The sequence below is a fragment of the Gemmatimonadales bacterium genome (assembly GCA_036265815.1).
Lineage (GTDB): Bacteria > Gemmatimonadota > Gemmatimonadetes > Gemmatimonadales > GWC2-71-9 > CAVVWJ01.
Genome location: DATAOI010000102.1, coordinates 42,543 through 57,886 on the forward strand (window position 1 = coordinate 42,543; position 15,344 = coordinate 57,886).

Consider the following 15,344-nt stretch of genomic DNA (forward strand, 5'->3'; position numbering starts at 1 on the left):
GTCCATCATTCGGCCCGCAGCGCGTCGATCGGGTTCACCCGGGTCGCCCGGATGGCAGGAACCAGGCACGCGATGGTGGACACCACCGCGAGGACCAGCACCGCAGCACCGAGGACCCGGGGATCGCTGGGGCTCACTCCGTAGAGGAGAGTGGTCAGCAACCGACTGAGCCCGAGGGCGCCCAGCACGCCCAGCCCCAGCCCGCTCAGCGTCATCACCAGCCCGTCGCGAAGGACCAGCGCCTGGACCGACGACGATCGGGCACCGAGCGCCAGGCGGATCCCGAGCTCGCGGGTCCGCTGGCTCACGCCGTAGGCCATCACCCCGTACACGCCGACCGCGGCCAGAATCATCGCCAGCAGGCCGAACAGGGTGAGCAACGACATGTTGAACCGTTGTCGCGCCGTGGCGTCCTGCAGCAGCTCGCCCGCCTCCCGGAGCTGGGAGATGGGCTGGTCCGGATTCACATCACGGACGGCGGTCTTGATGGCAGGTCCCAGGGTCTCGGCCGCGACGTCGCTTCGGACCACGAAGGAGATGGGGATGGTGCTGAAAATGATCCAGAAGTCCGGGGTCAACTGCCACACCGGAACGTAGAGCTCCGGCCCCGGGTTCGTGGTGAGCCCGTTCTGGCGCACGTCCGCGATCACACCCACGATCTGACGCCACTCCGCCGAGTCGGGCGTGCCGAACGTGAGCCGTTGGCCGATCGGATCTTGCCCGGGGAAGAGCTTCCGGGCGAGCGCTTCGTTCACCACGGTCACCAGGGGGGCGCCGGCCCGGTCCTCCGGCGTCAAGAGCCGTCCCCGGCGAAGGGTGACCCCGAGCGCGTTCAGGAAATTGCCCGCCACGATGCGATAGCCCGCGTACTGCTCCCGGCCAGGAGCGGCCGCGGGCCGGCCCTCGACCGAGATGTCCCCGCTGGTAAATCCGTTGCCCAGAGGAAGGAAGAACACGGCACCGGTCTCGCGCACCCCGGGGATCGCACGCAGCCGCTCGGCGAGCCGGTCGATGTACGTCCGCTGCGCGTTCGCGTCCGCGTACTTCGCGGCCGGAATGTTGAGTTGGAAGGTCATGGCGCCCCTCGGCTGGAAGCCAAGGACGACGTCGCCCAGCTGGCGGACGCTTACGATGAGCAGCGAGGCGCCCACCAGGAGCACCAGCGCGAGTGAGACCTGCGCCACGACGAGTGCAGAGCGAAACCGAGTCCGGTGGCGTCCGGTGCTGGTGCCCCGGCCCTCGCCTCGGAACGACTCGGCGGGGTCCTGCTTCGACATCGACAACGCCGGAAACAGTCCGAACGCGACCCCTACGCCGAGCGACACCAGCAGGGTGAACCCGAGGACCGGCCCGTCGATCCCGACCTCCTTGAGGCGCGGAATCCCCCGCGGCTGGAGCGCGAGCAACAGGTCGATTGCCCAGGAGGCCAGGAGTAGACCGAGGAGTCCGCCCGCGAGCGAGAGCGTCACCGCCTCGACCAGGACCTGGCGGGTGAGCCGCCAGCGGCTGGCACCGAGAGCCAGCCGGACGGCGAGCTCCCGCTGCCGAGTGCCGGCCCGCGCGAGGAACAGATTGGCCACGTTAGCGCAGGCAATGAGCAGCACCAGCGCCACCGCTCCCGTGAGCAGGAGGAGCGCCGTGCGCACGGCGCCCACCGATGCCTCGTTCAGCGGAACGACGTGCACGCCCCGTCCGGTGTTGCTCTCCGGAAACTCCTTCTCCAGCCGACGGGCCAGCGCCGCGAGATCCTTCTGCGCCTGGGCGGGCGTCACCCCAGGCTTGAGTCGCGCCACCACATCGTACGAATGGCTGTCGCGCATGGCGGAGCGCCCCTGGCCGTAGCCCAGCGGGAGCCACACCTGAATCGAGCCCGGGTAGGCCCTACTCGGGGGCACCACTCCGATCACGCTGTACGGTTGTCCGCTGAGCGAGATGGTCCGTCCGACGATGCCGGGGTCGGCGCCGAACCGGCTCCGCCACAGCGTCTCGTCCAGCACCACCACCGACCCCTGGCCGCGATCCTCACCAGGCGCGAATCCGCGGCCGAGGATCGGGGTCACCCCGAGCACCTTGAAGTAGTCGGCATCGACCACCGCTCCGCTGAGCTCCTCCGGCTCTCCCGCGCCGACCAGTGCGGGATTGGTTCCCCGCCAGGCGGTGACCCCCGCGAAGGAATGGTTGCGCGACTTCCAGTCGAGGAAGTTGGGCCCGCTCACACTGCCTTCCTCGCCCTCGCCGTAGGTTTCCCGCACCACCACCAGCTCGCCCGGATTGCGGTACGGCAGCGCCCGCAGCAGCACCGCGTCGACCACGCTGAAGATGGCGGTGTTGGCGCCGATGCCGAGGGCCAGCGTGAGGAGCGTCACCAGGGTGAATCCCGGTGCCTTGGCCAGCGAGCGCAGCGCGTAGCGCAGGTCCTGCCACAGAGTGTCCATCAGTCGCTCCTCAGCGTCTCAATCGGATTGACCCGAGTGGCACGTACCGCCGGCACCAGCGAGGCGAGCACCGTCACCACGGCCAGCACCAGCGCGGTGGCGAGGAAAGTCATGGGATCGGTAGGCCGCACCTGAAAGAGCAGGGCTTCGATGAGGCGGGTCGCGACGAGCGCACCCGCGAGCCCCGCGGCGATCCCCACCGAGGCGAGCCACCCGCCTTGCGACAGCACCAGCAGCAGGATCTCCCGCGGCACGGCGCCGAGTGCCATGCGGATCCCGATCTCGCGGCTCCGTCGCACCACCTGGTGCGCCATCACGCCGTAGATCCCGACCGCGCCCAGGGTGAGCGCGACCAGCGCGAAGCCGGTGACCAGCAGCATCGTGAGGCGGCGCTCGGCGGTCCAGGACCCGAGCGCCTGCTCCATGGTCTGCACCTCGGAGAGCGGGATGTTGGGATCGACCTCGTCCAGCGCCGCCCGCAGTGCGGGGGCCAGCCGGGCGGGGCTGCCGCTGGCCCGGACCGCGAGGTAGAGCGACCGCGCGGCGGTTCCGGTCCCGGCGGGAAACTGCGCATGGGGCAGAAACATCTCCGGACGCGGCTCGTCGCTGAGCCCACGACGCCGGACGTCGCCCACGATCCCCACCACGGTGCGCCACACCGAGTCGACCGCCCCGCCACCCAGGAGCACCCGCTGGCCGAGCGCGTTTCCTCCCGGCCACACCTTGCGCGCCAGGGTCTGGTTGATCACCACCGCGCCCGGCGCGTCGAGGCGGTCCTCCGGCTCGACTCCCCTGCCTTGCAGCACCGGGATGCGCATGGTGCGGAAGTAGTCCGGGGTGACCACCTCCCAGTCCGCCGGGTGCCAGTCCCCCGGAGCGGGCGGGGTGGAGAATGCGCCTTCGATCACGAAGGACCAATCCCCGATGTCGGTCTGCCCGGTCATCGGGAGCGCCCGGACCGCCGCCGCGGAGGTGACGCCGGGAATGGCGCGGACCCTTCGAAGCAAGTTGTCGTACAGCGCGCGAATCTCCGGGCTGTGCGGATACCTCACCGAGGTGAGCTCGATCCGCGCGGTCAGCAGGTGTTCCGGATCGAACCCGGGATCGACCCCACGGACCCGAAGGAAGCTCTGCACCAGCAGTCCGGCGCCGATCAAAAGCACCAGCGCGAGGGCGATCTGTCCCACGACGAGGCCGCGGCGGAAGCGCTGGCCCGCCGCGCCCGAGCTGCCCCAGCGACCCCCTTCCGCCAGCGTGGTGGCCAGATCGACCCGCCCGGCATGCAGGACCGGCACCAGGCCGAACAGCAGCGCGGCCGACAGCGACGCCGCCGCCGCGAACGTCAGGACCCACCCGTCGACCTCGATCGCGCCGAGGCGCGGGACGCTGGAAGGCGCGGCGAGTATCAGCCCGCGAACGCCCCACGCCGCGAGCAGCAACCCGACCAGTCCGCCGATCGTCGCCAGGGCGACGCTCTCGGTGATCAGCTGGCGCACGATCCGGCCGCGCCCGGCACCGAGCGCCGACCGCAGGGCCATCTCCCGTTGCCGGGACTCGGCGCGGGCCAGCAGCAGGCTCGCCACGTTGGCGCAGGCGATGAGCAGGAGCAGGCCGACGGCGCCGAGCAGCAGCAGGATCGCGGGGCGGGCGGCACCGACCACCTGATCATCCACCGGCCGCACCGACGCGGTGAACCCGGGCAGGTAGTCGTTGGGATAGGCGTCGCGCATGCGATGCGCCAGCCCGGCCACCTCGCGTTCCGCCGCCGCGGCGTCGACGCCGGGGCGGAGCCGCCCGATCATCTGAAGGAAGTGCCAGCCCCGCACGCTGCGATCGGTGGCCGGATCGAGCTGCAGGGGTCCCCACAGCTCCATCTCCGAGCCGGCGAAGTGGAGTGGAAGCTGAAAGCCGGGAGGCATGACGCCGACGATGGTCGTGGTCGCGTCATCCAGGATCACCGTCCGGCCGATGACGGACCGGTCGGCACCGAACCGGCGCCGCCATACGCCGTCGCTCAGGAGCACCACGGGGGAATGGCCCGGCAGATCATCGTCGGTCGTGAGGCCCCGCCCGATCGCGGGCGCGACCCCGAGGAGCGGGAGGGCCTCGGCAGTGACATACCCCATCTGCAGCCGCTCCGGGGTGCCGCTGCCGGTCAGATTGACCGAGCCGCCGGCGAAGGCCGCGACTCCCTGGAAGGAGTGAGCCTGCTCCCGCATCTCGCAGTATTCCGGGACGCTGAGCTCGGCCTGGGCCTTCTGCTCTCGCCAGCCCCAGATCATGACCAGCTGCTCCGGCCGCTGGTACGGCAGCGGGCGGAGCAGCACGCCGTTCACCACGCTGAAGATCGCGGTGGTGGCGCCGATGCCGAGTGCCAGGGTGAGGACCGCGACGGCGGCGAAGCCGGGCCGCTGCCGCATCCCCCGGAAGGCGTAGCGCAGGTCGGAGGCGACGGCGTCGATCATTCCGACCTGAGCGAGATCATCGGATCCACCCGCAGCGCCCGCCGGGCCGGCAGGTACGTCGCCGCGAGCGCTACGATCCCAAGCAGGGCCGCGACAGCGGCATAGGTGACCGGATCCCGCGAGGACACGTCGTAGAGCTGACTCGAGAGCACCCGGCTCAACGCCCAGGCGCCAACCAGCCCGAGGCCCAGTCCGATGAGCACCAGCCGCATGCCTTGACCCACCACCAATCCCAGCACATCGGAGGATCCCGCCCCGAGCGCCACCCGGATGCCGATCTCGTGTCGACGCTGGGTGGTGGTGTAGGCCATGACCCCGTAGATGCCGATGGCCGAGAGCAGGAGCGCGATGCCCGCGAACAGGGTGAGCAGGAGCAGCGAGAACCGCCGTTCCGCGCTGGCGTTGGTGAGCACACGCTCCATCGGCATGATGCCGAAGACCGGCTGGTCCGGCTCCGCCTCGCGGATCGCTCGGGTCACTGCCGTGCCCAGCCGCTCGGGCGGCCCGTCGGTGCGGACGATAAAGGACATCTCCTGACCCGGCCGGTACAGACTGGAGAGGTAGAACTCCTCGCGCGCCGGCTGGTCGGGCGCCTGCTGACGTACGTCTCCGACCACGCCCACCACGCTGACCCACGGTCCCGTGGATCCGAAGAGCTGAATCCGGCGTCCGATCGGGCTCTCACCGGGCCAGTACTTCTCGGCCAGCGTCCGGTTCACCAGGACCTCGCCTCGCGAAGCCGAGTCGGCCACGGATGAGAGCTGCTGCCCGCGCAGCAGGGGGATCTGCATGGTCTCGAAATAGTTCGGCGTCACCAGCCGGAATTCGGCGCTGGGCGACGGCTGGTCGGGCGGCGTCGGCCGGCCTTCAATCTCGAAGCGGGCGTCGTTGCTGCCGCGGAACGGCAGCCGGGAGGTGAGCGCGACCGCGCGCACACCCGGCACGCGCTGCACCGCCGCGAGTGCCGCGCTGTAGAAGCCCCGGCGCTGCGCGTCGGTGAAATACTTCCCCTTCTCCGGCTCGTTGCGGACCGGGAGCCACACCTGAAGAGTCAGCAGGTGTTCGGGGTTGAAGCCCGGTTCCACCGCGATCAGCCGCTGGAAGCTCCGGAGTAGCAGCCCGGCGCCAGCCAGCAGCATGAGCGCCACCGCCACCTCGGTCACCACCAGGGTGCTCCGGACCCGCGCCCGCGGCACGCCGCTGGTGGCGCCGCGGGCCGAATCCTTGAGTACGCTCTGCAGATCGGGGCGGGACGCCTGAATCGCCGGGATCATTCCGAAGCCCAGGCCGGTGAACAGGATAAGGAAGGCACTGAAGCCCAGCACCGCGCGATCGATCCCGATCTCGCGGGCGCGGGGAAGGTAGAGTGCGGCGAGGTGCTCCAGTGCGCTGGTGCCCCACATGGCGATGAACAGCCCCAGCACTCCGCCCAGCGCCGCGAGCAAGAGGCTCTCGGTGAGGAGCTGCCGCACCAGGCGCATCCGGCTCCCGCCGAGCGCGGTGCGGATGGCGATCTCGCGATCCCGGGTGGTGGCGCGCGCGAGCAGCAGGTTGGCGACGTTGGCGCAGCCGATGAGCAGCACGAATCCCACGGCGCCGAGCAGCACCAGCAAGGCGGGCCGCACATTCCCCACCACCCGCGCCGCCAGCGGGATCGCGTCCACCTGCCAGCCGACCGCGGGAGGGTAGGAGTTGGGATACGCTTCGGCCAGCCGGTGCGTCAGGATGGCGAGCTGAGAGTGGAGCTCATCCGGTGTCGCCCCGGGCTTGAGCCGGCCGATGAGATCGAACACCCGCGCGCCCCGAACGTTCAGGAAGGTGGTGTCGGGATTGTCCAGCGAGACCGGGGCCCACAGCTCCATCGGGGAGGCGCCGCTCTCCACCGGATGGCGGAAGCCCTTCGGCATGACGCCGATGATGGTGATCGGATCGTCGTCCAGCCTGACCGTCTTGCCGATGACCCCACGGTCCCCGCCGAAGTGCGATTGCCAGAGATCGTAGGAGATGAGGGCGACGAAGCCGATGTGCCCGATGTCGTCGGCCTTGGTGAAGTCGCGCCCGAGCACCGGAGCCGTGCCCAGCACCGAGAAGTAGTTGGTGCTTACGACCGCCGCCTGGATCCGCTGAGGCTCGCCCAGGCCGGTGAGATTGATGTTGATCGGCCAGATCGCCGAGATCTCGCGCAAGGCGGGCACGCCGCTGAGCAGATCGTGGTACTCCGGCTGCGACATCGGCACGTTGTTCCGGTCCCGCCCGGTGAGCCGGGCGCGGATCGAGACCAGCTGGTCGGGCTCGGCGTAGGACAGTGGCTTGAGCAGCACCGCGTTGACCACGCTGAAGATCGCGGTGTTGGCGCCGATCCCCAGCGCCAGCGTGAGCACGGCGATCGCGGTGAACCCCGGACTCCGGATCAACCCGCGGAGCGCGAAGCGAAAGTCCCGCCAGAGCGTGTCCATCACGCCACCTCCTGATGAAACGGGCCGCGCCCATCGAGCCGACCGTCGAACAGATAGATCGTGCGCTGGGCATGCCGGAGATACCGGGGATCGTGGGTCACCATACAGATCGTCGCCCCACCCTGGTGCAGCTCGGCCAGGAGCTCCATGACCTGCTGGCCGCTCTTGGAGTCGAGGCTGCCCGTCGGCTCGTCGGCCAGGAGCACCAGCGGCCGGCCCGCGATCGCCCGGGCCACCGCCACCCGCTGTTGCTGCCCGCCGGAAAGCTGGGCCGGGTAGTGGCCGATCCGGTGCAGCATCCCGACCCGGTCGAGCGACTCGTACACCGCATCGCGCCGCTCCTTGGGCGACATCCCCCGGTACTTGAGGGGCAGCTCGATATTCTGGAACACGGTGAGGTCGCCGATCAGGTTGAACGCCTGGAAGATGAAACCGACCGCGCGACAGCGGACCCGGGCCCGGCGCTCGCGTGAGAGCGTGGCCACGGGCTCGCCCGCGAGGATGTAGCTCCCCTCGCTGGGCGAATCGAGCAGGCCGAGGATGGAGAGCAGGGTGGTCTTGCCGCAGCCCGAGGGACCACCGATGGCCACGTACTCACCGGCCCGGATCTCCAGATCGATGTTGGAGAGCGCGTGGGTCTCCACCTCTTCCGTGTGGAAGATCTTGGAGACTCCGACGAGCCGGATCAGGGGATCGATGGGAAGCGGCATGGCTATTCCGACCGGAGCGCCGTGACCGGATCCACCAGCGCCGCCCGGCGCGCGGGCAGCGCCGCGGCCAGCACGGCGACGAAGCTGAGGACCACGAGGCCGGTCGCGAATGTCGGTGGATCGGTCGGGCTCACCCGGAAGAGCAGGCCGGAGAGTAGCCGGGTGAGCACCAGCGCCCCGACCAGGCCCAGGGCAAGGCCCCATCCCGCGAGCATCGCGCCATGCCGCACCACCATGGTGAGCACGTCCCGGCTCTGGGCGCCGAGCGCGATGCGGATGCCGATCTCCTGCACCCGCTGGGTCACCCCATAGGAGATGATGCCGTACACGCCAATGGCGGCGAGCAGCAGCGCGATGCCGCCGAACGCGGTGAGGAGCATGGTGCTGAAGCGGGTCTGCGAGAGTGATGCTGTGATCCGCTGATCCATGGTGCCGATGTTGTAGACCGGGACCGTCGGGTCCACCGCGCGGACCGCGTCACGAATGGTCCCCGCCGCGGCGATCGGCTCGCCCGAGGTGCGCACCGCCAGCGTCATGGTGCGGTCGAGCCAGCCCCACGCCACCCCGGGCGCCTGCGCCACCGGCAGGTAGAACTCGGGATCGGGATCCTCGGCCAGTCCCCTCGCCCGGGTATTGGCCACGACACCGATCACGGTCTTCCACGCCGGTCCGCCGTCAGGATTCTCGTCACAGCAGGCGACCCGTTTGCCGATCGGGTCCTCGCCCGGCCAGGCCTGGCGGGCAAGCTCCTCGTTGATCACCATCGCCAGCGGCGCGCCGGCACGATCTTCGGCGGTGAAGGTCCGGCCGCGGCGGAGCGCGATGCGCATGGTTTTGAAGTAATCCGGCGTCACCAGCCGGAGCGACGAGTTGATGGCCGACTCGATGCCCAGCGGGCGCCCCTCGGGTACCAACCCGTTGGTGCCACCTCCCTCCAGCGGGGCCGAGGACACCAGACCCGCCGCCACCACGCCCGGCGCGTGCTCCAGCTGCTCGGCGAAACGGGCGAAGGCCCGCTGCGTCTGCTCCGGCGCCTGGTACCCCGCCGCCGGCAGGCTCACCCGGGCGGCCAGCACGTTCCGGGGATCGAACCCTGGATCTACCCCGTCGAGCGCGATGCCGGTCCGGATCAGCAGCCCGGCGCCGGTGAGGAGCACCAGTGCGAGCGCGATCTCCGCCACCACCAGCGTGCTCCGGAGGCGATCGCGGCGTCCGGCCGCTCCCAGAGCACGCCCACCTTCCTTGAGCGCCTGCTGCGGGAAGCTCGCGGCCATCCGGAGCGCCGGGGCGATGCCGAAGATGAGACCGCTCGCCAGGGTAACCAGCAGCGCGAACCCGAGCGCCATGCCATCCACTCGCGCCTGGGATAGCCGGGGCACGTCGGCCGGTCCGATCGCGACCAGAGCCGTCACTCCCCAGTATGCGGCGAAGGCGCCGAGCACACCGCCAGCGGCCGCGAGCACCAAGCACTCCGTCAGAGCCTGCCGCAGGATGTGGCCGCGCCCCGCGCCCACCGCGGCGCGGATGGCCGTCTCGTGCGAGCGGGCGGCAGCGCGGGCCAGCAGCAGGTTGGCGATGTTGGCGCAGGCGATGAGCAGGACGAATCCCACGGCGCCGAGCAGGACATACAGCCGGGGCCGGTACTCGCGGATCAGCTCCTCCTGGAACGGCTTTGCCGCCAGCCCGCGCTCGGCGTTGTCCTTGGGAAACCGCCGCTGCAGGTCCGCCGCGATGGCGTTCAGCTCGGCGGTGAGCTGCTGCAGCGTGGCGCCGGGCTTGAGCCGGCCGAGCACCGTGAGGTAGTGCTCGTCGTGCATCGCCAGGCGCTCGGGGGTCAGCTCGAACGGGACCCAGAGCTCCTCGTCGTGCACGGCGTAGTCGAGCGACGCCGGCATGACCCCGATCACGGTGTACGGTTGCCCCTCCAGCCGCACCTCCCGGCCGACGATGGCCCGGTCGCCCCCGAACCGGCGGCGCCAGAGCCGGTCGCTCAGGATTACCACGCCGTCGTGGCCCGGCTGATTCTCTTCGGCCGCAAAGTCCCGGCCCAGCGCCGGCCGCACGCCGAGGAGCCGGAAGTAGTCCGCCCCGACCCGGGCGCTGGGGACATTCTCGGGCAGATCGCCTTCGGAGAGATTGAGGCTCGCGCCCTGGGCCGGCACCAGATACTGGAGCAGATGATCCTCTCGCCTGGTATCCGCCCAGTTGCCGACCGAGAAGTCGCCGCGCATTCCGCGCCAGGCCTCACTGACCAGCAGCACGTTCCCCGGGTCGGCCCAGGGGAGCGGGCGGAACAGCACCGCGTAGACCACGCTGAAGATCGCGGTGGTGGCGCCGATGCAGAGCGCGAGCGTCAGGACCACGGCCCCGGTGAGCGTCGGGCTCTTCCGGAGAGAGCGGACGGCGAAGCGGAGATTCTGGAGGAAGGCGTCCATGTCAGTCGGCTCGAAGCGCCGTCACCGGATCGCACCGCGCGGCCCGCCGCGCGGGCACCAGGCCCGCCACGACGGCCACGGCCAGGAGGAACCCGGTGACCGCGAGGAAGGTCGGCACGTCGGTGGGAACGATGCCGAAAAGGAGGCCCCGGAGGAGCCGGGTGAGTCCCAGCGCGGCGAGGAAGCCCAGCCCGATGCCCAGGAGGACCGGAACCATCCCCTGCGCCAGGACCATGCGCTGCACTCGATCGGCACCCGCGCCCAGCGCCATGCGGATGCCCAGCTCGCGAATCCGTTGGGTGACACCGTAGGAGATGACGCCGTAGATCCCGATCCCGGCGAGCAGCAGCGCCGTCGCAGCGAAGATCCCCAGCACGGCCGCGCTCAGCCGGGGTCGGGCCAGCGAGCCGGCCATCCGGTCGGTAAGGGTGCGCAGATCGGAGAGCGGCACGCCAGGATCGAGCTCGGCCAGCGACCGACGGAGCACGGTGGCGAACCCCATCGGATCACCGGTTACCCTTGCGGTGAACACCATCGACCCGCCCGCCGATTGCGCCAGCGGCAGGTAGATCTGGGGATACGGGTCGTCGCTCAGTCTGGCGTGCCGGGTATTCCCGACCACGCCGATCACCGACCGCCAGACCGCCGCGGTATCGTTCGGATCGCCGAAGGTGATGCGGCTGCCGATCGGATCGCGCCCCTGCCAGTAGCGTCGCACCGCGGCCTGATTGACCAGCGCGACCGGCGGCGCGTCGGGACCATCGGCCGCGGTGAACCGCCGCCCCCGCAGCAGGGGGATGGCGAGCGCGCCGAAGTAGCCGGGCGAGGCGGTGAAGAGCTGGGCGTCCTGCACCGCGTCGGGCGGCAGCGCCGGTTGGTGCTCCAGGCTGAACCCCTCGTAGGGCGCCCCATCGCCCAGCGGCGCCCGGCTCACGTAACCCGCACTGCGCACGCCCGGCTGAGCTTCCATCCGCTCCATGAGACGCCGGTACAAGTCGAGGCGCCTCGACTCCTCCGGATAACGCGAGGCGGGCAACGAGATCCGCGCGGTGAGCACCCCCTGGGGTTGGAAGCCGGGATCCACCGCGAGCAGACGCTCGAAGCTGCGGGCCAGGAGACCGGCACCGACCAGCAGCAGGAACGCGAGGGTCACCTGGCCGAGCACGAGGATCCCTCGCAGCCCGCGCACGCCGGTGCCACCGACGACGCCGCGACTCCCCTCACGCAGCCCGTCCTGCAGCCCCTGGCGGAAGATCCGGAGCGCCGGCAGGAGACCGAATGCGAGACCGGTCAGGAGCGAGAGCACCGCCGCAAAACCGAGCACGTGGAGATCGACCCCGACCTCCTTCACCCGGGGAACCACGCCGGGATCGGCCAGGCGGAAGGCTTGAACGCCCCAGATCGCGAGCACGACGCCCAGTCCGCCGCCGAGCACCGCCAGGACCACGCTTTCGGTCAGAACCTGGCGGAGGAGGCGGCATCGGGAGGCGCCGAGCGCGGCGCGCACCGCGATCTCGCGCTGCCGGGCAGCCAGCCGGGCCAGCAGCAGGTTGGCGACGTTGGCGCAGGCGATGAGCAGCACCAGGCCGACCGCCGCCATGAACAGCAGGAGTGCCGGCCGGACCGCGCCGATCACGCTCTCGCGCAGCGGCTCCAGTTCCACGCTCCATCCCGCGTTGCTGTCGGGATAGCGCTCTTCCAGGTGTCGCGCGACCGTGACCAGATCCTGCTGCGCCCGGAGGAGCGGAACATCGGGCCGAAGCCGGCCCACAACCGTCAGGTAGTCGCCCCGGCGGGCCTGCGTCGTATCGGTGATGAGAGGGACCCACAGGTCGACGGGCCCATCCCAGTCGAGGCCGCGCGGCGCCACTCCGATGACGGTATACGGCGCCTCCCGCCCGAGACTCACCTGGCTTCCGATCACCTCGGGCCGGCCGCCGAACCGCCGTTGCCAATAGCCGTAGCCCAGCATGACTACTCGGGCTCCCGCCCGGGTGCCCTCCTCGTCTCGGAAATCCCTGCCCAAAGCCGGCGCGACGCCGAGGGTGCGGAACAGGTTGGTCGTGGCCACTGCCCCAGGCACCAGCTCGGGCTCACCCCCCCCTGCCACGATGTATCGGCTCTTCGCGAGGGCGGCCAGGCGCTCGAATGCTCTGCTGCCCGAACGCCAGTCGAGGAAGTCGGGAAGCGAGGCGGTCTCCCGGCCGATGGCTGGGTGGTGTCCCCAGGCCAGCACCAGCCGGTCGGCGTTCGCATACGGCAGTGGCCGGAGCAGTACCGCGTTCACCAGGCTGAAGATCGCCGTGTTGGCGCCGAGCCCGAGCGCCAGCGTGAGAATGGCGGCGAGAGAGAAGGCCGGGCTCTGTCGCAGCGCGCGGAGCGCGTAGCGGAGATCTTGGCGCAGTGTGTCCATCGGGTTACTCCGAGCGCAGGGCGACCATCGGGTCGACCCGAGTGGCACGGCGCGCCGGCGCATAGCATGCGACCACCCCGACGGCGATCAGGAGGACGATGATCCCGGCGAAGACCGCGGGATCGGTTGCGCTGACACCATACAGCAGGGCCCCCAAGACCCTGGAGAAGGCAGCGGCGCCGGCGATCCCCACCACCAAACCGGCACCGACCAGCCCGAGTCCCCGCTTCAGCACGCCACCCAGCACCGCATTGCGAGTCGCACCCAGCGCGAGCCGGATGCCCAGCTCCCGGGTGCGCTGCACCACGGTGTACGCCATGACCCCGTAGAGCCCCACGCCCGTGAGCACCAGCGCGAGGGCCGCGAAGCCGGCCAACAGGGCCATGCTGAAGCGCCGGCGCGCGAGCGCGTCGCCCAGGTACGCCTCGAGTGGCCGGATTTCCGCCACGGCGAGCTCGGGATCGAGGGCGTGGATCTGCGCGGTTACCGTGAGCGCGAGTTCTGCGGGATCGCCGCTTGTGCGGAGGACCAGGTTCATGAAGTTCGACGGGAACTGCTCCAGCGGCCAATACGTCGTCGGGCTGGCGGCTGAATCGACGCCGGTGTGCTTCACGTCGGCGACGACGCCCACGATGGTTGCCGTGAGCGTATCGCCCCAGGGCATGACGATTCGCTGCCCCAGTGGCTTCTCTCCGGGCAGGTACCGCTGCACGAAGCTTTCGCTCACCACCACGGATCGGGGCTGCAGTGGCCCGTCGGCCGGCGTGAGCGCCCGCCCCTGGAGCAACGCGATCCGCATGGTCCGGAAGTAATCCGGATCTACCGCGCGGACGTCGGTGCCCAGCTTCTCGCCGGGACGCGGTGCCGGGCGGTTCTCGAACCAGAAGCTCGTGGCGGAGCGGAGGCCGGAGAGCGGAAGCCAGTTGATCCCGCCCGCGGCGCTCACGCCAGGAAGCGCGCGCAGCCGGCTCAGCGCCGCGTCAAAGAAGGCAACCTGCTGCTCGGGTTTCGGGTACCGCAGCTCGGGCAGCGTGACCCGGGCGGTGAGCACGTGCTCGGGGTCGAAGCCGAGATCGACCTGCTGCAGACGCGCGAAGCTCTTGAGCAGCAGCCCGGCACCGACCAGGAGCACCAGAGACAGTGCGACCTGAGCCGCGACCAGCACGGCCTGCGTCCTGGCCCCTCCGCCTGAGGAGGCGCGTCCGCCTTCCTTCAGAGATTCGTGCAGGTCGGCCCGGCCCGCGTGGACGGCCGGGACCAACCCGAAGAGGATGCCGGCGGCCGAGGAGATGACGAGGGTGAACCCCAGGGTGGCGAGATCGACGTGGACCTCACCCAATCGAGGAATTTCCACGGCGGCCCGCGCCACCAGCGCGTCCGTCAGCCAGACGGCAAGCAGCACGCCGGCCATCCCCGCAACGAGCGCGAGCAGGAGACTCTCCGCCAGGAACTGGCGTACCACCCGCGAGCGGCTCGCTCCGAGCGCCGCCCGGACGGCGATTTCCCGCCGGCGCGCCGTCGCCCGGGCGAGCTGAAGATTGGCCGCGTTGGCGCAGGCGATCAGCAGCACCAGGACTACCACACCCGCCAGCACCAGTAGCGTGCGCCGTACCTGGCCCGTGGCCATGTCGCGCATCGGCACCAGATTCACCGACCAGCCGCTGTTGAAGTCGGGATGCACGTCCGCCAGCCGACGGGCGATCGTGCCCATCGCCGCCTGGGCCTGGGCGCGGCTGACCGTGGGCTTGAGCCGTGCGAGAGCCAGCATGAACCGCCCTGAGCTCGCGCGATAGTCAGTGGCGGGATCGAGGGCGAACGGAACCCAGAGCTCGGGTGCGTGCGGAAGACCCACGATCCCTGCGCCCGGTGGGAGCACCCCGATGATCGTGTGGGGCTTGCCGTCCAGCGAGAGCGTCTGGCCGACCACGTTCCTCGATCCGCCGAAGCGCCGCTGCCAAAGCCCGTGGCTCAGGACCACAACCGGCGGTCCGCCGGGCGCGTCCTCCTCGGCGGTGTAGGCCCGGCCAACAATCGGGCGGAGGCCCAGCAGGGGGAAGAGATCGGAGGTCGCGAGCTGGACCGGAACCTCGATCGGCTCGCCTCCGCCGGTCAGGTTCATCCGCACCTCGTACACTCCGGCCATCCGCTCGAAGACCTGGTTCTGCGCCTTCCAGTCCAGGAAATCTCCCGGAGACACCACATTGCGGTCGCGGTGCCGGGACTCGTTGGCCGCGAAGACCATCACCAGGCGGTCGGGGGCCGGATACGGCAACGGCCGCACCAGCACCGCATTGATCACCGAGAAGATCGCGGTGTTCGCCCCGATCCCGAGGGCGAGACAGGCGACGGCCGCGGCGGTGGACGCCGGCGTACGGCGAAGCTGCCGGAGCGCGTAGCGGATATCCTGGAGAATCGAATCCATGGCAAACG

7 protein-coding genes are annotated in these 15,344 nt (G+C 70.4%); all 7 read right to left on the bottom strand.

Translation table 11 applies throughout. The annotated features are described in order from the left end of the window. Window positions 1-5: 5 nt before the first annotated feature. Genes VHR41_19625 through VHR41_19655 form a run of 7 tightly spaced genes read right to left on the bottom strand, consistent with a single transcriptional unit; the run spans window position 6 to window position 15,336 of the window. Window positions 6-2,435, bottom strand: a complete 2,430-nt coding sequence (locus VHR41_19625) for an ABC transporter permease (GenBank protein ID HEX3236410.1) — start codon at window positions 2,433-2,435, stop codon at window positions 6-8. Beyond that, window positions 2,435-4,900, bottom strand: coding sequence for an ABC transporter permease (locus VHR41_19630; GenBank protein ID HEX3236411.1), 2,466 nt, complete (start codon window positions 4,898-4,900; stop codon window positions 2,435-2,437). Before VHR41_19630 ends, VHR41_19625 begins: the two co-directional genes overlap by 1 nt. Further along, window positions 4,897-7,356: an ABC transporter permease gene (locus tag VHR41_19635; protein ID HEX3236412.1), complete on the bottom strand. Its 2,460-nt coding sequence runs from the start codon at window positions 7,354-7,356 to the stop codon at window positions 4,897-4,899. Before VHR41_19635 ends, VHR41_19630 begins: the two co-directional genes overlap by 4 nt. Then, window positions 7,356-8,066: an ABC transporter ATP-binding protein gene (locus tag VHR41_19640; protein ID HEX3236413.1), complete on the bottom strand. Its 711-nt coding sequence runs from the start codon at window positions 8,064-8,066 to the stop codon at window positions 7,356-7,358. Before VHR41_19640 ends, VHR41_19635 begins: the two co-directional genes overlap by 1 nt. A gap of 2 nt (window positions 8,067-8,068) precedes the next feature. Continuing rightward, window positions 8,069-10,501 carry an ABC transporter permease gene (locus VHR41_19645; protein ID HEX3236414.1) on the bottom strand — a complete coding sequence of 811 codons (2,433 nt, stop codon included), beginning with the start codon at window positions 10,499-10,501 and terminating at the stop codon, window positions 8,069-8,071. Between the two features lies 1 nt (window position 10,502). Then, window positions 10,503-12,914, bottom strand: coding sequence for an ABC transporter permease (locus VHR41_19650; GenBank protein HEX3236415.1), 2,412 nt, complete (start codon window positions 12,912-12,914; stop codon window positions 10,503-10,505). 4 nt (window positions 12,915-12,918) lie between these two features. Beyond that, window positions 12,919-15,336 carry an ABC transporter permease gene (locus tag VHR41_19655; GenBank protein ID HEX3236416.1) on the bottom strand — a complete coding sequence of 806 codons (2,418 nt, stop codon included), beginning with the start codon at window positions 15,334-15,336 and terminating at the stop codon, window positions 12,919-12,921. Between the last annotated feature and the right edge of the window lie 8 nt (window positions 15,337-15,344).